General features: G+C 34.7%; 23 protein-coding genes. 12 read left to right on the forward strand and 11 right to left on the reverse strand.

The genetic code is table 11. The features are described 5' to 3' along the window. Window positions 1-131 precede the first annotated feature (131 nt). From LNQ81_RS03525 to topA, 8 genes are all read right to left on the reverse strand, one after another. Window positions 132-2045, reverse strand: a complete 1914-nt coding sequence (locus LNQ81_RS03525; RefSeq protein WP_229944797.1) for an ABC-F family ATP-binding cassette domain-containing protein — start codon at window positions 2043-2045, stop codon at window positions 132-134. A 12-nt stretch (window positions 2046-2057) separates the two neighbouring features. Continuing rightward, entirely contained in the window at window positions 2058-3119 is a 1062-nt protein-coding gene (locus tag LNQ81_RS03530) for an NAD(P)/FAD-dependent oxidoreductase (RefSeq protein ID WP_229944798.1), read from the reverse strand. A gap of 58 nt (window positions 3120-3177) precedes the next feature. Continuing rightward, window positions 3178-4065 (reverse strand): type IX secretion system ring subunit PorN/GldN, encoded by an 888-nt coding sequence (gene porN / locus LNQ81_RS03535; protein WP_229944799.1) that lies wholly within the window; start codon window positions 4063-4065, stop codon window positions 3178-3180. Between the two features lie 37 nt (window positions 4066-4102). Continuing rightward, window positions 4103-5668 (reverse strand): type IX secretion system motor protein PorM/GldM, encoded by a 1566-nt coding sequence (porM, locus tag LNQ81_RS03540; protein WP_229944800.1) that lies wholly within the window; start codon window positions 5666-5668, stop codon window positions 4103-4105. Between the two features lie 27 nt (window positions 5669-5695). Then, window positions 5696-6364: a type IX secretion system motor protein PorL/GldL gene (gene porL, locus LNQ81_RS03545; RefSeq protein ID WP_229944801.1), complete on the reverse strand. Its 669-nt coding sequence runs from the start codon at window positions 6362-6364 to the stop codon at window positions 5696-5698. Between the two features lie 34 nt (window positions 6365-6398). Next, window positions 6399-7799 (reverse strand): T9SS ring complex lipoprotein PorK/GldK, encoded by a 1401-nt coding sequence (porK, locus tag LNQ81_RS03550; RefSeq protein WP_229944802.1) that lies wholly within the window; start codon window positions 7797-7799, stop codon window positions 6399-6401. A gap of 120 nt (window positions 7800-7919) precedes the next feature. Beyond that, complete coding sequence (locus LNQ81_RS03555; protein WP_229944803.1) at window positions 7920-9053, reverse strand: formimidoylglutamase; 1134 nt, start codon at window positions 9051-9053, stop codon at window positions 7920-7922. A gap of 6 nt (window positions 9054-9059) precedes the next feature. Then, window positions 9060-11573: a type I DNA topoisomerase gene (topA, locus tag LNQ81_RS03560; protein WP_229944804.1), complete on the reverse strand. Its 2514-nt coding sequence runs from the start codon at window positions 11571-11573 to the stop codon at window positions 9060-9062. A 1031-nt stretch (window positions 11574-12604) separates the two neighbouring features. Between topA and LNQ81_RS18245 the strand changes: the two genes are divergently transcribed. The 5 genes from LNQ81_RS18245 (at window position 12605) to LNQ81_RS03580 (ending at window position 15139) form a co-directional block, all read left to right on the forward strand. Next, a complete protein-coding gene (locus LNQ81_RS18245) occupies window positions 12605-12997 on the forward strand; it encodes a DUF6266 family protein (protein WP_418887946.1) in 393 nt (130 codons plus the stop codon). Window positions 12998-13008: 11 nt separating this feature from the next. Continuing rightward, on the forward strand, window positions 13009-13314 hold the full coding sequence (locus LNQ81_RS18250) for a hypothetical protein (RefSeq protein ID WP_418887947.1): 306 nt from the start codon (window positions 13009-13011) through the stop codon (window positions 13312-13314). Between the two features lie 260 nt (window positions 13315-13574). Then, window positions 13575-13919: a hypothetical protein gene (locus tag LNQ81_RS03570; protein ID WP_229944805.1), complete on the forward strand. Its 345-nt coding sequence runs from the start codon at window positions 13575-13577 to the stop codon at window positions 13917-13919. A 132-nt stretch (window positions 13920-14051) separates the two neighbouring features. Then, window positions 14052-14333 (forward strand): putative quinol monooxygenase, encoded by a 282-nt coding sequence (locus LNQ81_RS03575; RefSeq protein WP_229944806.1) that lies wholly within the window; start codon window positions 14052-14054, stop codon window positions 14331-14333. 2 nt (window positions 14334-14335) lie between these two features. After that, window positions 14336-15139 (forward strand): helix-turn-helix domain-containing protein, encoded by an 804-nt coding sequence (locus LNQ81_RS03580; RefSeq protein ID WP_229944807.1) that lies wholly within the window; start codon window positions 14336-14338, stop codon window positions 15137-15139. Between the two features lie 68 nt (window positions 15140-15207). Here the strand turns inward: LNQ81_RS03580 and LNQ81_RS03585 are convergent, their stop codons facing one another. The 3 genes from LNQ81_RS03585 to LNQ81_RS03595 all read right to left on the reverse strand — a co-directional run bounded on the left by LNQ81_RS03585 (window position 15208) and on the right by LNQ81_RS03595 (window position 17057). Beyond that, a complete protein-coding gene (locus tag LNQ81_RS03585; protein ID WP_229944808.1) occupies window positions 15208-15828 on the reverse strand; it encodes an HAD family hydrolase in 621 nt (206 codons plus the stop codon). Between the two features lie 188 nt (window positions 15829-16016). Further along, the gene (locus tag LNQ81_RS03590; RefSeq protein WP_229944809.1) at window positions 16017-16571 is read right to left on the reverse strand and encodes a hypothetical protein; all 555 of its coding nucleotides are present in this window, start codon (window positions 16569-16571) and stop codon (window positions 16017-16019) included. 3 nt (window positions 16572-16574) lie between these two features. After that, the gene (locus tag LNQ81_RS03595) at window positions 16575-17057 is read right to left on the reverse strand and encodes a hypothetical protein (RefSeq protein WP_229944810.1); all 483 of its coding nucleotides are present in this window, start codon (window positions 17055-17057) and stop codon (window positions 16575-16577) included. Window positions 17058-17444: 387 nt separating this feature from the next. Between LNQ81_RS03595 and miaB the strand changes: the two genes are divergently transcribed. The 7 genes from miaB to groL all read left to right on the forward strand — a co-directional run bounded on the left by miaB (window position 17445) and on the right by groL (window position 24256). Further along, window positions 17445-18893: a tRNA (N6-isopentenyl adenosine(37)-C2)-methylthiotransferase MiaB gene (gene miaB, locus LNQ81_RS03600; RefSeq protein ID WP_229944811.1), complete on the forward strand. Its 1449-nt coding sequence runs from the start codon at window positions 17445-17447 to the stop codon at window positions 18891-18893. Window positions 18894-18916: 23 nt separating this feature from the next. After that, window positions 18917-20206: a sigma-54 interaction domain-containing protein gene (locus tag LNQ81_RS03605; RefSeq protein WP_229944812.1), complete on the forward strand. Its 1290-nt coding sequence runs from the start codon at window positions 18917-18919 to the stop codon at window positions 20204-20206. A 2-nt stretch (window positions 20207-20208) separates the two neighbouring features. Continuing rightward, the gene (locus LNQ81_RS03610) at window positions 20209-20712 is read left to right on the forward strand and encodes an LptE family protein (protein ID WP_229944813.1); all 504 of its coding nucleotides are present in this window, start codon (window positions 20209-20211) and stop codon (window positions 20710-20712) included. 19 nt (window positions 20713-20731) lie between these two features. After that, a complete protein-coding gene (locus LNQ81_RS03615) occupies window positions 20732-21787 on the forward strand; it encodes a tetratricopeptide repeat protein (RefSeq protein ID WP_229944814.1) in 1056 nt (351 codons plus the stop codon). Window positions 21788-21791: 4 nt separating this feature from the next. Next, window positions 21792-22166: a preprotein translocase subunit SecG gene (gene secG / locus LNQ81_RS03620; protein ID WP_229944815.1), complete on the forward strand. Its 375-nt coding sequence runs from the start codon at window positions 21792-21794 to the stop codon at window positions 22164-22166. A gap of 150 nt (window positions 22167-22316) precedes the next feature. Then, window positions 22317-22592: a co-chaperone GroES gene (locus LNQ81_RS03625; RefSeq protein WP_229944816.1), complete on the forward strand. Its 276-nt coding sequence runs from the start codon at window positions 22317-22319 to the stop codon at window positions 22590-22592. A 38-nt stretch (window positions 22593-22630) separates the two neighbouring features. Beyond that, on the forward strand, window positions 22631-24256 hold the full coding sequence (groL, locus tag LNQ81_RS03630; RefSeq protein WP_229944817.1) for a chaperonin GroEL: 1626 nt from the start codon (window positions 22631-22633) through the stop codon (window positions 24254-24256). The last annotated feature ends 113 nt before the right edge of the window (window positions 24257-24369 follow it).

A 24369-nucleotide genomic window follows, 5' to 3' on the forward strand; every position in this document is an offset into this window, starting at 1 on the left:
GAAGTGGTTTTTTCTTGAAATAATATAACTTTATTACGCCTATTTTATAAAAAAAGGGATTACTTAACGTAATCCCTTTTTTTATTGGATAAAACTAGAGCCGTCTATAACGGCTCTACTATTTATTATATCTACGATAACTGCTCTTGAATCTCTTCCCATTCAGTCATTAATGCATCTATCTTAGTTTTTTTCTTTTCGTATTCACTAAAGAAACTAGCATCAGCCATTAGCTTTTCATATTCTACAGCTAGGCGTTCATCATTTTTAGCTACTTTCTTCTCAAGTTCAGCTATTTCACTCTCTATCTTGCTCAATCTATTTTGAAGTGTTTTTTGCTTCTTTTGATCTTCATAAGACACAGGTACTTTCTTCTCCTCCACTACTACTGCTTTAGCCACTGGAGCAACAGTTACTTTCTCAATCTCACGCATATTCTGTGCATTGCGCTCTTCTAGGAAGTAATTGATATCACCTAAGTATTGCTTTATCTTTTGATCTTTAAACTCATAAACTAACTGTGTTAACCCCTGAAGAAAATCACGATCGTGAGATACTAATAGCAAAGTCCCTTTAAAGTTCTCTAGCGCTTTCTTTAATACGTTCTTAGACTTAATATCCAAGTGGTTCGTCGGCTCATCCATCAGCAACACATTGATAGGAAGAAGCAACATCTTACATAACGCAAGTCTATTACGCTCACCTCCTGAAAGGACTTTAACCTTCTTCTCTACAACATCTCCTCTAAACAAGAACGATCCTAACATATCACGCACCTTCACACGATTACCATCAGTAGCTGCATCTAACATTGTATCTAGTACAGTTTTCTCACCATCTAAGTAATCTGCTTGATTCTGTGCGAAATATCCTAACTGAACATTGTGTCCTAACTTAATAGTACCATCGTATTCAAACTCCTCCATTATAGCTTTGATTAACGTAGATTTACCTTGACCATTCTGTCCCACGAATGCTACTTTGATTCCACGCTCTACTAATAAATCAATATCTTTAAAGATAACTTTATCCCCATAACGCTTCGTTACTTTATCAATCTCTAGAACTACTCTTCCTGGATCAATACTTACAGGGAATGAGATATTCATTACCGCATTATCATCCTCATCTACTTCTATACGCTCTACTTTATCAAGTTTCTTGATAAGAGATTGCGCCATAGAAGCCTTTGTAGCTTTATATCTAAACTTCTCGATAAGTTTCTCAGTCTCCTCTATCTTCTTCGCTTGATTCTTTTGAGAAGCTAATTGCATCTCACGAAGCTCTTCTCGTAGTATTAAATACTGCGAATAAGGCTTATTAAAGTCATATATCTTACCTAATGATATTTCTATCGTACGGTTAGTTACATTATCTAAGAACATCTTATCATGGGAAATAATCACTACTGCTCCAGCATAAGCTTTTAAGAATTGTTCTAACCAAATGATACTCTCGATATCCAAGTGGTTCGTCGGCTCATCCAGAAGTAGCAAATCATTATCTTGCAATAATAACTTCGCTAACTCAATACGCATACGCCATCCCCCTGAGAAAGTATCCGTCTGATTATTAAAATCCTCGCGCTTAAAACCAAGACCTATTAAGATACGCTCTGTGTTACCCACGTAGTTATATCCTCCGATAATCTCAAAACGATGCGTCAAGTCACTTAGCTTCTCGATTAACTCACTATAACTTTCAGACTCATAGTCTGTACGCTCATTTAATTCAATATTAACTTTTTCAAGGTCTGCTTCGACTTTCTTGATCTCTACGAAAGCTTGATAAGCTTCGTCTAGTACAGTTCTACCAGGTGTAAATTCAATATCCTGTCTTAAGAATCCGATACGGAGCTCTTTCTCAATAGCCATACTTCCCGTATCAGGTTCTAAATCTCCTGATAATAATTTCAACATAGTGGACTTACCAGCTCCATTCTTCCCAACTAACCCCACTCGGTCACCTGCGCCGATGCGGAATGTCACATTCTCAAATAAATACTCACCAGAAAAAGAAACTGATAGATTGTGTATATTTAACATACTTAGATTGTACTAAAATTTAAACTTCTTATATCTATGGATAGAGATATTCTCTTCTAACACCATAGCATTTTCAATATTATTATATAATTTATCAGCTAGGAAAGGACCTAAAAGAACACCTCTAGTTCCCAGTCCATTTAAAACATGAACTCTTGCTGATTCTCTACTTCTTCCTAATAATGGTCTACGATCCTTCACTGTAGGTCGCACACCAGCGTTATGAGCTACTACTTCAAAGTCTAATTCCACAACGTCTTTTAATCCTTCTATAAGCTCTTTTAATCCCTCTTCTGTAGGCGTATCAGACTTGTCCTCCCAATCATAAGTAGCTCCGACTTTATACAAGTCATCACCAATAGGAATCAAGAACACGTTCGCCTTAAGGATAAAGTCGATGTTTAGATTTGGAATCTTAACTAATAACACTTCTCCCTTAGTTCCGTCAAGTGGCAGATCTTTAAAGAAAGGATTATTCAACATACCAAATCCCTCAGCAAATACAATATGCTTCGCCTCAATATCTTTATAAGTAACACTATCTTCAGTATAACTTAATTGATCATAATCAAATGTTTCATGTCTATAGCTGCTTATCGAAGACAAATAAGTTCTGTAAGCTCCTATCAACGTTTTGGTCTCTACATACCCTGTAGAACTTACTTCTCCAAAGCCAAACGGAGACTTCACCCCGTTTACATCTTCCCTAACTAACTTAGGCTTAAGAAATTTCTCTAGATTAGGTTTATCAGCTGCGTGAAACCAGTTATTCTGTTCTTCTACAGATAACAATCTTCTATACAAAGGCATCTCAAACATAAACTGAACTCCCAATTTATCTTCTAAAGCAGCATAAAAAGGCATTGCTATCTCTAACTGCTCCTCTACCTTCCACACATCTGTAAAACGCTTTAGAACAACTGGATTATACATCCCACCAGCCATTAAAGACGAAGAGCGTTGTTCATTATCAATTACTACGAAGGTCTTACCCTCAGATGCAAGTTTCTCAGTAAAACAGATCCCTGCCAAACCAGTTCCAACTACAATATAATCTACCATACCTATAAGCATTAAAAAAGCTCTTACCTAATCTAATAGATAAGAGCTTAATAAATTAGAAACTACAAAATTAGTAATTCCACATATCATCTTCAAGGTTTCGAATCAATTCTTTAATTCTTTCTCCTTCAAATAAACGTTTTAAATCATTATTCTTGATATAATCGTCAATTTTACGGTTTCCGTATTGATTATCTGCTTTGTAAATAGTAGCACTAAATCTTCTTGAGTTTAACAAGTGATCAAAGTTGATTGGATTAAGTGGATTCTTAGCATTGAACGCATAGTTTTGGAACAAAACTTCTCGAGCATTTGCAAAGAAAACCCAAAACAATTCCACATAATTCTCACGAGCTGATCCCTTTGTATACAAATCTGCTACAACCGGAGCAATACCAAGCAATCTATATTTTAACTGACCTTCGTTTCTGTCAAAAAACCACATCCCTAAAATATGATACTCTTTTACATCTGCAGCTGTAAGTTCTGTTCTTTGGATATACTCAGCAGGAACTTGTTCTCCTGCATTTAAATACTCAATACCTGCATCTAAAGTATCTATTTTAACGAACGAATCTTGAATATCTTTTAAGTTACGCTTATTCTTAAAATCACTATCATCATATACTTCATCAATATCTCCAGATTTTATTCCGTCTAATAGTACTTTAAAAAGAGGTTTATTTCCTCCTTCTGTATATTCATCCAAAGGATATAAATACATTTCATTTGCTTTTTCAGCTAAAGAAATATTCTCCCAAACTTTGATACCAAATAAGATATCCTTCTCACGAACAAATCCATAAGGAATAGGTCCTTCTGCTCTAATTAAAATTTGTTCTATTGGTACAATACCAATATCCGCAGCAGATTTAACATTCAATAGGTTAGTCTGAGCAAAAGCTCCTATTGAAAACATCGTAAACACTATATATAGTGAAAAATTCTTCCAGTTCATATTCTTCAAAATTTTCTTCTTATAATTTCTAGGCAAACTATTGCGTAATTTCGTAAGTACAAGGTGCTGTTTTCTTTAACGCGTAATCACTTACACCATCTAGACGAGTCTTAATATCAGATATTACAACAACATCCCCAGCCTGAGCTCTACGAATGGCTGCTTTAGCTCTATCGTTCATTCTATTTCCGCTTACCACGATACTTGGTTGTCCTGGCACTTGTACAACGAAACCTGTAACTGTAAGGCTTAAATCGAAGTCAAAGTCATCTAATGAAGCGTTAACTGTGATAACTTCAAGATTAGCTCTTGGTCCCTTATCATTAGAAGATCCACGCAGCGTACCTCTTGGTGCAGGAATATCTTTAATACGGAACACCTTGCGATCTGACACTTGTTGTCCTCCAGGTAAAGTTCCTGTTACATTAATAACAACCTCTCTACCTCCTTGTGGTCTCAATGTGTATTTCCCTCCTCCTAGACTACTTAAGCCAGGTGCTGAAGCCACAACTTTATCATTAGAAATACCAGCGAATGAAACTGTAATTGGGTTAGAAACACCACGATACACAACATTCATCTTATCAGCTGATATATTAGCCGAATTAGGTTTAGGTACTACTACATAACTACCTTTGATATCAATCTCTACAGGTTGTCCATCCTCGATAAATGTAAACTTACCACCTATCTGGTGTTCTCCTACATTACCTACCGTAAACCCAACTTGCACTTGTCCATCAACTAATGCTTTAGACAAGTCCACTGTTTGACCATTAACTACAACTTTAGTAGGGACAGTTGATTTATCATAACGTCCTAAAACTACTTTTGCTTTATAAGCTTCACCAGCGAATAATGTTGATTTCTCAGCCACTACAATTGCTTGGTAATTCTTCATAGAAGCTGCTTTACTAAGGGTATTCCCCATAAAAGCATTATAGATTTCAGACTCGATTATCTTAGCATCATTCTGCATAGTAGATAACTTAGTCAAAGAAGCGATAGCTGGGAATTTCTTAAAGTTGTAATCTAAATACTTCTTTTTTACACCTTCTCCATCCACTACTTCACCTAAATCAAACTTACTGTTGATATCATCCACAATAAATTTAAATTTGACATCTTTTGTTAAAATATCAGTAAGTGCTTTTTTGTACTTCTCAATTTCTGTAACAAACGCATCCCCTTCAGCAGAATATTTATCCCCTTTAAACCAAAGGTTATCTAATACCTCACCCTTTTCCATACGTTCAGCTGGTAATTTTCCATTTTCTGTACGTTCACCTTCAAAAGGAGCAGATACTTTTTGCTTTACACTACCAATGTAAGCATAAAACTCTTCTGTGATTTTAGCAATTTGCTGAGCATTCTTAAAAGGCTCTTTAAAACGCGTAGGATCATCCTCAGCTTTCTTTTCTAAACCTGAAAGTAACCCTTCATTATTCTTAACTGCATTATCATTAGCAGCCTCAAATTTCTCATTCACTACTCCAAAAGCTGATAAAACCTCTGTAGATACCTGAAGAGCCATCATTGCGATGAACACAAGGTACATAAGGTTAATCATCCTTTGTCTAGGTGTCAATTTTTGTTGTGCCATTACCTTATAATGTTTTTAAATTATAAACTAATTAGCATTTCTGTTTCCACCACCCATAGCAGAAAGCATTCCACCATAAACGTTGTTCAATGACGCTAAATTGTTTGTTAATGCTTGCATTTGCTCTTTTAACTGAGCATTGTTTTCTGCTACTGCTTTGTTAATCTCAGCATTCGCACTTGCACTTTCTAGTTGTACTTTATAAGCTATATTCAAAGACTCTAACTGCTGTGCAGCTAATGTCATCTCTTGTGCATATTTTTGTGTTGAAGCAACAGAATTAACTGTAGGAGACATCTCTTTAGAAGCTGCCTCAAAGTTGCGAATACTGTTTCCTAAGCTATTCATTAACTCACCGTCAATCTTAGCATCCTTCAACATTTGATCTAACTTTTTAGAAAGCATTCCTTCTGTATCTTGTGGTTCTGCAGCTACAGCTTGTTTTGCAACTTTAACTTCTCTTGCTTTACCATCTTTTAATTCTGGATATACTTTTGCCCAATCTAGTTCGTCATCAACTGGCTCAAACGCAGATAAGAAGAAAATAAACGCCTCTACTAATAGACCTATAGTTAACATATTGTTACCATTTAACGGTCCGAATTCCATGTGCGTAATTTTAAATAATGCACCGACGATTACTATTGATGCTCCTATTCCATAACAGAAGTTCATCACTCTTTTTGGTATTACCATAGCTTTCTTTCTTTCTTATTTTTTTACTTAATTATTAACGAGCCATTTTTGCTTGGTTTACACGAGATAAAGAACCTGACACTGACTGTACTGTTCTAAATCCAACATAACTTCTTGCTGAATCTGCATACTCTGAATCACGAGTAGACACTTGTAAGAAGTAAGCTGGATCTCTCCATGAACCACCTCTAACTACTTTAAGAGGGCTATCACTAGGTCTATTTCTTGGTTTTAAAGCAGACATATGTGAATAACTTGATGGGTCATACGTAGTACTAGTCCACTCAGCTACGTTACCTGCCATATTGTATAAGTTGTATCCATTAGGAGGATAAGATCTTACACTTGCAGTATAAAGTGCTCCATCTGCAGCATAATCATAACGAGTTGGTTTAAAGTTAGCCATAAAACAACCTTTCTCATCTGTTGCATAAGGTCCACCCCATGGATACATAGCCCCTTCTAGACCACCTCTTGCAGCATATTCCCATTCACTTTCCATTGGTAAACGGAACTCATTAATTTCGATAGTTTGCTTACTATCTTTAAGGAAATTATTTTTATACATAGATCTCCAAGCAGCAAATGCTTTAGCTTGGTTCCAGTTAACACCTACTACAGGGTAATCACCAAATGCTTCATGCCAAAAATAATCATTGTGCATTGGCTCATTGTACGAGTATTGGAATTCTTTAATCCAACGAGTAGTATCAGGATAAATTAATAGTGTCTCTGTTTTTAAGTGTCTATTTCTCTTTCCTCTATTCTCATTAGATCTATCTCTAGTAGCTGCATCTACATCTACATAAGAATACTTAAATCTAAGTTTAGAGTTGTCAAAAGTAGTCATCCCATTATATGTCTCACTAGCTGGGATATACAATGAATCCATCACCTCAACATAATTTGCATCTGGATATCTCTTAGTGTCTTTAATTAAAGGCACTTTTTTGTTTAAACGACGACCTGAATAGATATCATCACTGACCTGAAGGCTATAGTAATTCTCATACATATACTTTTGGTAAGCGGACATCTTTTCTAAATTTTCTTCAGCATCAACGAATGCATAAGCACCGATACCTCCAGTTTCTTTAGACACACCCATCTCATCAGCTGCAACAGCCAATTTAGTTCGAACAACAGAGTCTTTTACCCATTCTACGAACTTACGGTACTGGTTATTCGATATTTCAGTTTCATCCATATAAAATGAACCGATAGTAACTGTTTTTGTTGGCGCATCCTGAGCTCCTAAGAAATCCTCATTTGCTTGACCCATTGTAAAAGTTCCTCCTGGTATAAGTGACATCCCTTGTGGTTTATCACTCATCCATTTCTTCCCTTCTACACCATGCATCAATTCTCCTTTATCCCCAGTTCCACAACTGGTCATTAAGGCCAAAACTGCTCCTAACGTAATGATCTTCTTCATATAATTTTAGGTTTTTTACGTATTAATTAAAATACTAACAAGTAATTTTTTTTTCTTTTATTTCACAAAACAAAGCTAAAAATTAATTTAACTAAATTATTTATTTTTGTTAAATTAATTTCACACTATACTTTTTTTTATTGTTCGCCACCATCTTTCTGGGACAATTTGGCTTATAGCCAGCTCATAATCTTCATAACTACAAGGTAATAATACTTTGCGTTCAGCCTCTATAGAAGCCTCTATCCACCAGCGTTCAGAGATATCGCTCTTATAAAATATCAGGTCATCATATCCCTCTACAGGTACGATATACTTCAGATACCCTGCCTTACTAACAAAGGGATATTCATTTGATCTATAATTTACTCCTTCGACGAAATACCAAAGCATTTGTGCTATTAATAACGTTTCATTCTTATTATTATTATAATTAAATATACCAAAAGATGAAACTCTATCACTTAATCCACTATATCTTGCTAAAGCGCAAATCTCTCTTCCATCGAATCCATTTGGATTAAAGAATTCAAAGTTTCCTGAATCTGCAGATTTAACAGATGTCATATCTATACTCACAATATCAGCATCTCTTAATACAGGTTCTGCTAATTTAACATTACCTGAAATTTCTCCTACGCGATACGCCTCAAAAAATAAACTACTAATTAAATCAATCTCTTCCTGTGCATTAAAATACGTCTGATATCCTATATTAGAAAAATTAAACAAATTAGTTGGTTCTTCTAAAATAATACGTGTTAAATAACTATTCGCTACATCCCCTTCAGATTTAGACAAATCTAATTTAGCATCTATAGAAACCAAATTTACAGATTGTTCTAACACATCATATGCTCTATACATAGCATAAGTCATATCCTGAGACCCACCGATTAAAACAGGAACAACTCCTTGCTTAATCAAGTCAGCTACCAACATTTTAATTAAATAATAAGTATCCTCTAAACGCTCCCCAGCAACTACATTTCCAAGATCTATAATATTTACGCCCCAATTCCCTGGATACAAAGAATACCATGCTTTTCGTATTTTAGAAATATCAACGATACCAATAGCATCTGCATTTCCTCTATTATCATTCACACCGATAATAGCAATAGAATAACGACCCTCATTATCAAATTTTCCACCAGAAAAAAAAGTAACTTTCTTCCCTATACATTGACTTTGAAGCCCATCAATATAATTGATAAGGTCTTTATCTATAGGTTTTAATAGTTCGTAAATCATTTTTCTTTACTTTTTAGTTGTCTTCTTTACAGTAGCCTTCTTCGTTGTAGTAGTCTTTTTAGCAGCAGTTTTCTTCGCAGGAGCTTTTGCCTCTATCATCGCTTTTACTTCTTCTAGAGACAATGCAGCCGCATCTATATCCTTGCTCAATTCTATTTTAGTCTTGCCTTTAAGAATTACAGAGCGTCCCCACCTAGCCTTCTCAACTCTTATTCCCTCTGCTGTCCAGTCGTGAATAACTTTATCTTTTTCTTTTTGAATCTTATCTTCTATCAACTCATTAATATCATTCTGAGATAAGTTATCAAAATTATACTTCTTATTAACATTAATAAAAACACCATTCCATTTTAGATATGGACCAAAACGGCCAACACCTTTTTGAACAGCTAATCCTTGGTAAGTAGCGATAGGAGCATCTGCTTGTTCTTTCTCCTTGATTAACTCTAAAGCTCTGTCTAAAGTCACATCAGCTGGTTCTTCACCTTTTGGCAATGAAATAAACGTTTTACCTACTCTAACATAAGGTCCAAATCTACCATTGTTTACCTCTACCTCTTCTCCCTTATAATCTCCAAGCGTTTTAGGAAGCAAGAATAGAGCTAAAGCTTCTTCCAATGTAATAGTTCCAATATTTTGATCTGCTGCCAAACTTGCAAATTGCTTTTCTTCATCCTCTGGATTACCGATTTGAGCCACAGGTCCAAACTTAGCTAAACGAACTAATACAGTTCGTCCAGATTTAGGATCTACTCCTAATATACGCTCTCCTGATTCGCGTTCTGCATTTTCCTCTACATCCTTAACTGTTGGATGGAAGTGGTCATAGAACTCTTTCATCATCTTTGCCCAATCTTCATTTCCAGCTGCAATCTCATCAAAATCTTCTTCAACTTTAGCTGTGAAGTTATAATCTAAGATTGTTTTGAAGTTTTTAACTAAGAAATCATTCACAATCATACCAATATCTGTAGGGATTAACTTCCCTTTATCAGAACCAGTTTTCTCCGTAAGAACTGTCTCTTTCACCTCAGTACCTCTAAGCATCATCATCTTATAGTTGCGCTCTTTTCCTTCTGTCTGTCCCTTTTCTACATACGTTCTTGCGATAATTGTAGATATTGTAGGTGCATATGTAGAAGGTCTACCGATACCAAGCTCTTCTAATTTCTTAACCAAAGAAGCTTCTGTATATCTAGCTGCTGGTTTCGTAAAACGCTGTGTTGCTACTAAAGCATTCTGCTCTAATCCTTCTCCAACTCTTAATGCTGGCAAGATTCCTTCTACCTCTTCATCTTCATCATCATGCCCTTCTAAATACACTTTTAAGAACCCTTCGAACAACAATACCTCCCCAGAAGCCACGAACTGTTCTTTAAACTTGTTTGCTTCGATACGTACATTAGTTCTTTCTAGTTGAGCATCACTCATCTGAGAAGCTAATGTTCTCTTCCAAATCAAGTCATATAAGCGAGCTTGATCTCTATCTACAGCAGCATTATGAAGTGCCATATTAGTTGGACGAATTGCCTCGTGAGCTTCTTGAGCACCTTTACTTTTCGTTACATAAGTACGTGGTTTAGAATATTCCGCACCATAAGACTTTGTGATTTCAGCCGCAGCCGCTCCCATTGCATCTTTTGATAAGTTCACACTATCCGTTCTCATATAGGTAATTAACCCACTCTCATATAGACGTTGTGCTAACATCATCGTTTGACCTACTGAGTAGTGAAGTTTTCTAGCAGCTTCCTGTTGAAGTGTAGAAGTGGTGAATGGTGCTGCTGGAGATTTTTTTGCTGGTTTAGTTTCTAAATCAGCTACCCTATATGCTGCACCAATATTAATCGCTAAGAAATCTTTTGCTTCTTTTTCAGTCGCAAAATTCTTAGGTAGTTTAGCTTTTAATGTTTTTCCTTCAGCAGTTTTAAACTCTGCTGATATATGATATGATGACTCTACATTAAAGTCGTTAATCTCTCTTTCTCTCTCCACGATAAGACGTACAGCTACTGACTGCACACGTCCTGCCGACAACCCTCCTTTTACTTTTTTCCATAATATAGGTGAAAGCTCATATCCTACTAATCGGTCTAATACACGTCTAGCTTGCTGAGCATTCACTAAGTTATAATCTATCTGACGAGGATTATCAATTGCTTTTAATATCGCATTTTTTGTAATCTCATGAAATACAATACGCTTAGTATTTGTATCTTTTAAATTTAGTTCTTCCGCTAGGTGCCATGCAATAGCCTCCCCTTCGCGGTCCTCATCGGATGCTAACCAAACCATTTCAGCTTTCTTTGCAAGATCCTTTAACTTCTTAACTAATGCCTTTTTATCGGATGAAACCTCATATTTAGGCTTAAAGTTATTCTCTACATCTACTCCTATTTCTTTAGAAGGTAAATCTGCTATATGTCCATAACTAGATTCTACCTGATAATCCTGTCCTAAAAATTTTTCAATGGTTTTTGCCTTTGCAGGTGACTCAACAATCACTAAATTCTTTGCCATACTTCATTATTTTGTGAAGCAAAAATATATGATTTTTTTGAATATATCCGTGCTACTACTTATTAATACCCGTTTTAACTAATATCCCAATCTATATTTTATAAAATAATTACCAAATTATCCATAATATAAACCAGTAATAGGTTCACAAATCAATGTTTTAATTTTTTTTACAAACAAAATCAAAAGATAATACAATTTAATAACATTTCTCTAAAAATTTTAATTATTACCTTCAACTAGGCTTCGATAGTCCTTTTTTATACTTGTGCATATATCATTTAGCAAAGAATAATACAACTAATCTATACCTAACCTCACTACAATCGAATTACAATTAATTGTTCTATTTAATAGTCATCTAAAAAATTAGTACAAAAAAAAATCCTTCAAAATACGCACCTTCATGTTCAAAATAATACTTCGTATTTTTTTTAATTAATCCCTTAACTGTATAGAAAGATTGAACTAATCCCTTAATATGAAATCTTTTTACCTCTCTTTCATCCATATATAGTATCTAACACACCTAAATTCTAAAAAAAAACAAATCTTTTTTCTATCCAAAAAAACACAAAACACTATAAAACAACACCTTAATTTTAAAAATAAAAACAACGAACTTCTCAAGAACAACCTTCAATCCTACTCTACATCTACCTTATACTTAACTCCTAGGACAATTATAGGAGAATGATAGGACAATAACTGGGGATAATGCTTAAATCTCCAAGAAACCAGCTGTCATACATCTATTATTCAGCATTCATTCTTTACTTACTATAATATGAATTATAACCTGTACAAAATGAAATCTGACTAAAAAAGGAAATATTTCACTCTTTTTGAACACCTATTCCATTCGCATTCAACCATCAAGTCAGAGCATCAAAGGGCTGAACGACCGATAAAACTTTCTCAACAATTATATACTTGGCATTCAGATTTTTATATATTAGAAAATAGGGAATAGTATGGACGAATTACAATTCGACTCAACAAAAAAACAACATCACGAAAAAACAAAAATCATGGCAGAAATCAAACAGGGTATACTAGGTCCCGTAAATGGTAAGATAGGAACAGTAGTTGGAGTAACGTGGAGAGGAGTAAATTACATCCGCGCTAAACCTCGTAAATCAAGCAAAAAACCATCAATGAAGCAATTACTCCAATGGGATAAGATGAGCCTAGTATCAACGTTTGCAAGTAAATTCAAGGATTTTGTCAATGCAAATTGTCCACCTGTGCTGAAGGGAAAAAAATGGATAGCAGGTAAGGAACAAATGATCTCTAGACTAATGACACAAGGCATCAATTTAATCAATGGGGAACAACATGTCAAAGTAGAAGAAGCTTTATTATCTATCGGCAACCTCGCCCCTGCAGTAATTAAAAAGATTAATCGTCTAAAGACTGGCTAGTTTAAAGTACAATGGGAAATGGATTGATTAATGCCCTAACACTAAATACAGATAAACTAACAATGATGCTGTATAACGAGACCTTGGATCAATTTTTAGCTATATCTGATGTGGGAAATCGCGTAGATAAGTACGCTCATTTTAGCATACCTGCTGATTGGGACAAGGGTACTGTTTACTTTTGGAGTATGTGGAAAGCCGCTGATGGCAGTGTCAATAGTACAAGTTGCTTTCACGGAATAATAGAATTGGGAAATTTAGAGAAGGAAACAGTAAACGGGGAACTGAAAGCAGGAAACGGGGAACAGGGAGCTTAGAACGGAAACCAGCTACATTTTGAGGTTATACCTATAGAACAAGCTAGAAATATCTCTCTTAAAAACTTTCTAGAAGAAGTGGAATCAAAAACTGAAGTAGAGACTATATCTCCCATTACACTTTCTTTCAAAGAAAATCAGGTAATAGATCAAGTACATACTCTGGATCAAAATCCAACTATAGATTCAGAGAAATGCTCTAATGAAGATAAAACTATTCCACCTTTCAGGATCCCCTTCAAAGAAGAGAAATTAAAGAAGTGGAATCAAAAACTGAAGTAGAGACTATATCTCCCATTACACTTTCTTTCAAAGAAAATCAGGTAATAGATCAAGTACATACTCTGGATCAAAATCCAACTATAGATTCAGAGAAATGCTCTAATGAAGATAAAACTATCCCACCTTTCAGGATCCCCTTCAAAGAAGAAAAATTAAAGAAGTGGACTCCTCCTGGCTTTATCCGAAAAGTAAACAAAGAGATTATCAAGCACGCTAAAACAACAGAAAATGAGGAAAAAACGAACCAAATGGATAAAAAACCGAACAATGACTCACGTTCTATATTAGAGCTTGACACTATAACAGAAGAACAGAAAGAATGAAAAAAGAGAACTTTACAGATGTACCTGCTATGAGATAAATATATACGACTTTACAAATATGTCGCATTTTTACAATGGTACTATATTCACAAGAAATACATTTGTTCTAATTAATAACTTATCTTTATCAATATGGAAAAATTTGTAGTTGCACAGTTTTATATCAAACCTGAATACATCAATGAATTCAGAACGTTGACTAGTGCATTAATCAAGCACACTAGACTAGAAGCGGGTAATATAGCGTATAATTTATATCAAGATGTAGAGGATGATACTCATTTTGTGTTCAATGAGAAATTTAAAGATCAAGCTAGCTTTGATACTCATACGCAGACAGCACATTTCACTACATTTATTAATGCGGTAGGTCATACCTATGTTAAAGACCCAATTATCGAGATTATAAAATAACAATGCAATTAACACATCGTAAGCCTACAGCTAATCTATTAGCTTATATCAATAGATATTATTGGAGAAGTTCTACTACAGCAGTAGAAGCGATTACTATGTTTCCTCTAGTAGCGGGTACAGGTGTCGATGTATATATACATTTCGACACCTCATTCTCTGTTAATAAACAATCGTTACCAACCTCTCATATCCTCTGCCCTCGTCAGTATATGGATATTAGTATGGCAGACAGTTTAGATTTTATCGCTATTCGTTTTAACCACGGTGCTTTTAGACATTTCTGTGACATCAATTTTAATGAGCTAAATAATAATTTTCTGACTCTACAGGACTTGTGGAAAGAAGATGGTGACATACTAATAAACCAACTATATTACGCTAAAGAAATCACTCACAGAGAACAACTCTTAAATGAGTTCTTTTCCATTCAACTCTTAAAACATCAAAAGACGAACAGCATTCTAGATCAAGCAATGCGTACGATATATACTAATCACAATGCCACTTGTATCAGTGATATCAGTAAGCAACTTACAATGAGTACTCGCCACTTCGAACGCAAGTTTAAAGAAGAGTTTGGTTTTACCCCTAAGAAGTTTCAAGTAGTAAGTCGATTCGAAAGTACCCTGCGCAAGTTATTTCTAACTACTGAAACTAACTACTTATCTATTGTGTTAGACAGTGGATACTATGATCAGTCTCACTTTATTAAAGACTGTATGACCTATACAAACTTATCCCCTACAGAGATTCTGACACATAAAGATCAGTCTTTGCATTTTTATTTTAAGAGGAAGGGGTAGACTATTTTAACTTATAATGCTCATTATAGGTATTCTTCACTCTACGACTTTATTGCAATAATTAATCATTATAAGCTATCTAATAATACAGGTAGTTCTTTAAACTCTTTTATCACAAAATCATAATCCTGTGTATTACCAAAACCATAATCAACAAATATAAAAGGGATATTGTTTTTCCTTGCAGATATTAAGTCATACTCAGTATCTCCAACATAGAACACTGTATCAGTTATATTATTTCGATTTATAACTTGCCTAATATTCTCAGACTTCTCCATCTTAGTTCTACCTGCTGATTCGAAATCTTGAAACAGATTTTGTAACTGATAGTATTCCAGAAACACCTCAATATACCCATCTTGACAATTGCTAACAATAAACAAATTATAGTCCTTCTTTAGAGTATTCAGACATTTTTCCACATCTTGATATAAGACACCACCATACTTTCTTAAGTATAATAATTCCTCACTAGACAACTCCCTTTGCAAATCATTAATCTCCTTGTCAGATAATTTGTAAAGGCTTCTTATAATGTCCTTTTGAGACAAGCCAATTAAAGGAGTTAACTTATCAGCGTTAATCAACTCATAACCACGTCTAACAAACACTTGATTCCATGCATTAACAATACTACTACGAGAATCCCACAATGTACCATCTAAGTCAAAAATAACATTTTTCATATATTAAAAAATCGGAGTTATATTATGTTTACCTGTTGTGCTTAACACAAAACAACTTATAATAAATATTTTAAACCCTAGGATGCTGTAATTCAAAAAATCACTCATGGCAATTTTCAATAGTCTAAACTGTCTTGACATACCTTAGAAGGTTAAACATCGTGAGAAAAAAAACAACTATTACAGCCCTATTTTACTTCATACCTTACTTCTACTTTATCCCCTTCTATCAGAGGCATACCGCTGACACTTGTTAATTGTTCTTGATCTACCTTTTGGCATAATACATTAACAAAAGCATAGATACCAGCATTCTGTTGTTTATTAGATTTATCCCATGCTGTCTCTATTGATAATGATGCAGTATTAGTGTATATCTCCATGACTAGTTGGCACTTATCCCCTGAAATAGATAGTTTCTTTATATCCTTGACAGCGATATTCCATTGTTCCTTTTTAAAACTTATAAGGACACTATCTCCTTCAATTTCTATCTGCCATACTCCAGATAGGTTCATCTTTACATATAAAGACACGATACCATATCCTATACCATAACATACACCGAAATACCCTATCGCCACTATGCGATGAAGTTCCTTGACTGTAAATGCTCCATAAGTACGTTCCACTATAAAGGAAATCACGTAGAACGCTAAAAAACTCAATGCTATAGCGATAGCAGTCATCCACAGATTACTCAACTTCTTACTACCCTTAAACACAAAATCACTCTTCTGCATAACTTATAATTTTAGCTTATATGTCCTTACGAACTTATTAGTACCCCCATTCTGTTTTACACTATACTCCTCCATACGAAGTCTAGCCCTAATGACTTGATGAAATTCGTCTGATAGCATCGTTTTTTCTTTACTATAATCCATTATTAAGCTAAAATTACCTTTAGTCGTATAAAAATAGTATGTAGAGACCTTCATTATAGCATCTCCTCCTTCGTACTTATCCACTGCCACATCTACTTTAGTCACGTCTTCATAGCGCATACTAAGTACTTTATCAGCTCTATAAAAAGAGATTGTTTGATCCCCTGCCACAACCTGTTTTAACTTAATATGTGGAAACAACCACTTACGTGCTAGTACAAATACAGCTACCAAATATGGTAATAGAAACAATGTCAAAACCCAATTATAATACTTACCTAATTGAAGATTATCTAATACATACTCACACACACCTATTATGTACAACAGTGTAACCAGCATAACGCCTAATATTAACCCTAAAAGTCCAATAACGGTACTTTTATAAAATAGGTAATCTACTTTAAAACTTTTATCATACAACATCCTATATGTAAATTATTATTTATAATTAAACAAATACGAGTCTATAAAACAAATTATTCTCGCAAATAAACTATAAATTAACAACATATATAACAAATATACAATATCAAAATTCAAAGAATATTACGCCTAATTAATTACTCTCTGTGTTGATATAATTCCCTCTTTATTTATTGCTTTTGTCTCAACTACTCACAGTTACTTGATTGCTAAACACCACCTACTTTTTACTCGCTGTCATCTTGTCAGTTAGTGAAAAAAAAGTATCTTTGTGGCTTAAAGTAAAACACCCTTAAGTATCTTATGGAAAAGGTAATTGACGAAAATAAACAAGGTACAAGCTTACAATTAGAACAAAAGCAAGACAACAAGAAGAAGCTATTCATCGAGAGCTACGGTTGTCAAATGAATTTCTCTGACAGTGAGATTGTAGCTTCTATCCTATCTAACGAAGGATATAATACAACTGATAAACTAGAAGAGGCTGATTTAGTATTAGTAAATACATGTTCGATCAGAGATAAAGCAGAACAAACTGTGCGTAAACGCCTTACTCAGTACAACCAAATGAAGACTAAGAATCCTGGGATGAAAGTCGGGGTATTAGGTTGTATGGCAGAGCGTCTTAAAGCTAAATTCTTAGAAGAAGAAAAAATCGTAGACATGGTAGTAGGTCCAGATGCCTATAAAGATCTTCCTAATCTATTAAAAGATGTAGAAGAAGGTAGAGATGCTATCAATGTAATCTTATCTAAAGACGAGACTTATGGTGATATCTCTCCTGTGCGTCTTCAGAGTAATGGAGTGACGGCATTCGTATCTATCACTAGAGGATGCGATAATATGTGTACATTCTGTGTAGTACCCTTCACTAGAGGTCGTGAGCGTAGTCGTGATCCACAGAGTATCATTGAAGAGATTAGAGATTTAAAAGAACGCGGGTTTAAAGAGGTAACTTTATTAGGTCAAAACGTAGATAGCTTCGTATGGTATGGTGGAGGTCTTAAGAAAGACTTCGAGAAAGCAACTGAGATGCAAAAAGCAACTGCAGTGGACTTCGCTCAGCTATTAGATCAATGTGCTACTATGTTCCCTAAGATGAGATTCCGTTTCTCTACATCTAATCCACAAGATATGCATATCGAAGTAATCGAAATGGTAGCTAAGCATGATAATATCTGTAAGTATATTCACCTACCAGTACAATCTGGAAGCACACGTATCTTACAAGAGATGAACCGCCAGCATACTAGAGAACAATATATCGCATTAGTAGATAAGATTTATGAACTAATTCCTGATATTTCGTTATCACAGGACATCATAACTGGTTTTCCTACGGAGACAGAGGAAGATCACCAAGACACATTATCACTTATAGAGCATGTCAGATATGACTTTGGTTATATGTTCGCTTACTCAGAAAGACCAGGGACATTGGCTGCCCGTAAACTAGAAGATGATGTACCAGAAGAGGTTAAAAAACGTCGCTTAAGCGAGATTATCGATGTACAACGTGCTATCGGTCTTGAACGTATGGAACGATTTTTAGGTACTACAGTAGAGGTGCTAATAGAGAAAACATCTAAGAGATCTGAAGTAGAATGGTCTGGGCGTAACTCTCAGAATACGACTGTAATCTTCCCTAAAGAGAATTATAATGTAGGTGACTTCGTCATGGTAGAAATCACAGACTGTACATCTGCTACACTTATTGGTAAGCCTGTAGGATACTCTTCTATGCAAGAGTAAATAGCAATATTTAAATTAAAAAAATGGAAAACCTTCAAGTTATAAAACAACGCTTCGAGATTATCGGTAATGACGTGAAATTAAATCGCGCATTAGAGAAAGCTATACAGGTAGCTCCTACTGATATATCAGTATTAGTCACTGGAGAGAGTGGTGTAGGTAAAGAAAGTATTCCTAAAATCATACACTCATTATCACACCGCAAACACGGCAAATTTATCGCTGTTAACTGTGGCGCTATCCCTGAAGGGACAATAGATAGTGAGTTATTCGGACACGAAAAAGGAGCTTTTACGGGTGCAATTGGTACTCGTGAAGGTTATTTCGAAGAAGCTAATGGAGGAACAATCTTTCTAGATGAAGTAGGAGAACTTCCGTTAACTACACAGGTAAGATTATTGCGTGTATTAGAGAATGGGGAATTTATAAAAGTAGGTTCTTCTAAAGTACAGAAGACAGATATCCGCATCATCGCAGCTACTAATGTAAATATGGTTGATGCAATTAACAAAGGTAAATTCAGAGAGGATTTATACTATAGACTAAGTACAGTAGAAATACTATTACCCCCTCTTAGAGAACGTGGTGAAGATATTCATCTCCTATTTAGAAAATTTGCTTCTGACTTTTCTCATAAATATAAAATGCCTCCTATCAAATTAGAACCTGCTGCTGCTGCGTATCTAATGAGGTATAATTGGTACGGGAATATCCGTCAACTGCGAAACGTAGCAGAACAAATATCTGTACTAGAAACCAATAGAGAAATATCTATATCTGCTTTACAAGGATACCTACCTAACCACGATAGGCAGTTACCTTCAGTTATCAATACTTCTAAATCAGAATCAGACTTTAGCAATGAGCGTGAGATTTTATACAAAGTATTATTTGATATGAAAAGTGATCTAACAGATCTTAAAAAACTTACGCTTGAATTACTACAACATGATAAAGGTGCTGTGTCTGAATCTAATAAAACCCTAATTCAGAAGATATATGGCACTAAAAAAACTGAATTACCAGAACTAATGGCTCCCCCAACTACTGATTTAGATGTAATACAAATGGAGAGTCATCTAGCAAATAATAACAGTTTAATGTTCCATGATACAGTAGATGATGATGAAGATACTTCTAACTATCTAGAAGCTGAAACAGTAGATGACGAACCACTTAACTTAGAAAATCAAGAGATTAAATTAATCAAACGAGCACTGGAAAGGCACAGTGGAAAACGCAAGGCAGCTGCTAAGGAATTAAATATATCTGAAAGAACCCTGTATAGAAAAATAAAACAATACGACCTATAACCATGAAAATCAAACATTTATTTACATTATTATTTATAGTTCTATTTTTTAATAGCTGTAAATATTATAACTTTACAGGAACAGGTAAAATCGATGCGGATACATTCCAAGTGAATTCTTTCCAAAACAATGCTCCATTAATAGAACCAGGTATTGAAAGAACGTTCACAACTAATCTACAAGATCTAATACAAAATCAAACTAGCTTAAGTCTTACTAATACAGATGCTGATTTAGTATATGAAGGCGAAATAGTAGAATATCGCATTAGTCCAATGACAGCTACAGCAGATCAGAGAGCGGCGCAAAACAGATTATACCTAGCCGTAAATGTGAGATTTTTTAATAAAAAGAAACCGGATGATGATTTTGAAAAAAGATTCTCATTCTATTATGACTATGATGCCAATACACAATTAATGGGAGCGAGTCTGAATTCTGCCCTTGAAACCATCTATGAACGTATTACCCAAGACATCTTCAATGAATCACTTGCAAAATGGTAACTAATTAAAAAAGGACATCTTGACTATAAAAGAATTAGACATATTACTACGCCAACCACACCAAATAAGTGGTGAAGATGGCATAAAGTTAAAAGCAATCATAGACCAGTATCCATACTTTCAGTCTGTGAGAAGTCTTTATTTAAAAAGTTTATATGTAAGTAATAGCTTTAACTATAACAACGAGCTAAAGACAACTGCTGCTCACACTTTAGATCGTGATATTTTATTTGACTTTATAATCTCTCCTGATTTTATCTCATATCAACCTTTGCAAATTAAAGAAAGTCAAAGCAAGTCTAATAAAACAAGTCAAACAACAGATACAGTAATTTCTATTGATGATAATGTATTAATCACGGATCATCCCATAAATACACCTTCCATAGAAATCACAGAAGACAAAGAGAATATTGCTAAGGATAATAATATAGAAGAAGAGTCACCACTACAAATTGAAGAAGAAAAAGAAGTATTAAACTCTGAACCAAAACTGACATCAACAGCAATTAAGAGTTTATTACAATCAATAACAATTCACGAAAACCAACAGCTATTACCTAGTATAACAAAGGACATACAACACACAGCTGATAAGCTCTTGGATGTTATAGATAATTCTAAACAAGAAGCTATAACCCAGTTAGAGGAAAAACTAGAAATAGGAGCGCCATTAAATTTCGATGATAAAGAGAAATTATCTTTTACAGAATGGCTACAATTATCTAAAAGCAAGCCTATAGACCGAGAAAATGATTCAATTTTAACAGATATTGAGCAAAATACAGATATTGAAAAACAAAAAAAAATAGAATTAATTGATAAATTTATAGAAACAAATCCAAAGATAGTTCCTACTAAAAAAGCAACGGTAACCCCCATAAACATTGACACTTCAGTACAAGAGAACAGTAGTTTAATGACAGAGACATTAGCAAAAATATACTTAGAGCAAAAGAAATATCAAAAAGCGATACAAGCTTATGAAATATTAATTTTGAAATATCCAGAAAAAAGTAGTTTCTTTGCAAACCAAATATCAGATATAAAAGCGTTACAACAATATAATAGTTAACACCATGAACACATTTACAATATTTTTAATCTTAATCGCAATTGTATGTTTTTTACTTATCGTAGTAATTATGGTACAGAATCCTAAAGGTGGAGGATTAGACTCTTCATTCGGTGGTTCTACAGTAGCAGGTGGAGTAAAAAACACAAATGATTTCTTAGATAAAAGTACTTGGACATTAGGTGCAGTATTAATTATTTTAATATTACTATCATCTACTAGTTTCAGTGGTGGAGCTGCTGGAGATTCTAAATTATTAGATCCAAATGCAGTGCCAGTACAACCAATGCAAACAGAGGCACCAGCAAAACAAGATGCTCCTGTGACATCTGCTGAGACAACAACTCCAGCTCAAGAAACTCAAAATCAAGCTGAATAAGTTTAGCTTCAACCAATACACGAAATGCCAGCTGTCAAGCTGGCATTTTTTTTTGTCTATATTGTCACTTTTTTGCTTTGGCACACTTTATGACAATTCATTATCTATAATAATTAAAAATAATAATTCAATTTCATAAACTATAAAACTATGGCAGTAAATATTAAACCACTTGCAGATAGAGTTCTAATCGAACCATTACCAGCTGAAACTAAAACTGCTTCAGGTCTATTCATTCCTGACACAGCAAAAGAAAAACCACAAAGAGGTACTGTAGTAGCTGTAGGAAATGGCACTAAAGATCATGAGATGACTGTAAAAATAGGAGATACTGTGCTATATGGTAAATATGCTGGTACAGATCTAAAATTAGAAGGTACAGATTATCTTATCATGAGAGAGGATGACATCCTTGCAATCGTTTAAAAATTGAATCCTTAACAACTAAATTCCAAAAGAACAAAATGGCAAAAGATATTAAATTCGACATTGAAGCACGCGAAGGTTTAAAACGCGGAGTTGACGCTTTAGCAAATGCAGTTAAAGTAACATTAGGACCTAAAGGTAGAAACGTAATCATCGGTAAATCATTTGGTGCTCCTACTGTAACTAAAGACGGTGTGTCTGTAGCTAAAGAAGTTGAGTTAGAGAATACATTAGAGAACATGGGGGCTCAGATGGTGAAAGAAGTAGCTTCAAAAACGAATGACTTAGCTGGTGACGGTACTACTACTGCTACTGTATTAGCTCAAGCTATCGTAAAAGAAGGGCTTAAAAACGTAGCTGCTGGTGCTAACCCAATGGATTTAAAACGCGGTATAGATAAAGCTGTAGAAATCATCGTAGAAGACTTGAGAAAACAATCTCAAGAAGTAGGAGGTTCTATGGATAAGATTAAACAAATCGCTTCTATCTCTGCAAATAATGATGATTTCATCGGTGAGTTAATCGCTCAAGCATTCGAGAAAGTAGGTAAAGAAGGAGTAATCACTGTAGAAGAAGCTAAAGGAACTGAGACTTACGTTGACGTAGTGGAAGGTATGCAATTTGACAGAGGATATTTATCTCCATATTTTGTAACTAACTCTGAGAAGATGGAAGTAGAATTAGATACTCCATACATCTTATTATATGACAAAAAAGTTTCTTCTTTAAAAGAGCTTTTACCTGTATTAGAGCCAATCGCTCAGTCTGGAAAACCTCTATTAATCATCGCTGAAGACGTTGACGGAGAGGCGTTATCTACATTAGTAGTGAACAAATTAAGAGGAGCGTTAAAAATCGCTGCTGTTAAAGCTCCTGGTTTTGGTGATAGAAGAAAAGCTATGTTAGAAGATATTGCTATCCTTACAGGTGGTGTAGTTATCTCTGAAGAGCAAGGATATACATTAGAGAATACTACATTAGATATGTTAGGAACTTGTAAAAGAGTTAACATTGATAAAGACAATACTACTATCGTAAGTGGTGATGGTGATGTAGATATGATCAAAAATAGAATCAACCAGATTAAAGCTCAAATGGAAACTACTACTTCTGATTATGACAGAGAGAAGTTACAAGAGCGTTTAGCTAAGTTAGCTGGTGGTGTAGCTGTATTATACGTAGGTGCTCCTTCTGAAGTAGAAATGAAAGAGAAAAAAGACCGCGTAGATGATGCACTTCATGCAACAAGAGCTGCTGTAGAAGAAGGTATCGTAGCTGGTGGTGGTGTAGCTTTATTAAGAGCTAAAAATGCGTTAGTTGATATCAAAGCTGAAAATGCTGATGAAGAGACAGGTATCGCTATTATCGCTAAAGCTGTAGAATCTCCTCTAAGAACTATCGTGGAAAATGCTGGTCTAGAAGGTTCTGTAGTAGTAGCTAAAGTAGCTGAAGGTACAGCAAACTTCGGATACAATGCTAAGTCAAATGAGTATGTAGATATGCTTCAAGCAGGTGTTATCGATCCTAAGAAAGTAACAAGAGTTGCATTAGAGAATGCTGCTTCAGTAGCTGGTATGATCTTAATCACTGAATGTGCATTAGTAGACATTAAAGATGATAGCGCTGCTATGCCTATGGGTGGTGGTATGCCAGGTATGATGTAATACCAAATCTTTATTTCAATATTATAAGGGGGCTGTCTAAAAAGATAGTCTCCTTATTTTTTTTATATAACCAGTAATAACAAGAAAAGGCTTAGTGTACTGAATACACCAAG

Source organism: Myroides oncorhynchi, assembly GCF_020905415.1.
In the GTDB taxonomy this organism is placed as follows: Bacteria; Bacteroidota; Bacteroidia; order Flavobacteriales; family Flavobacteriaceae; genus Flavobacterium; species Flavobacterium oncorhynchi_A.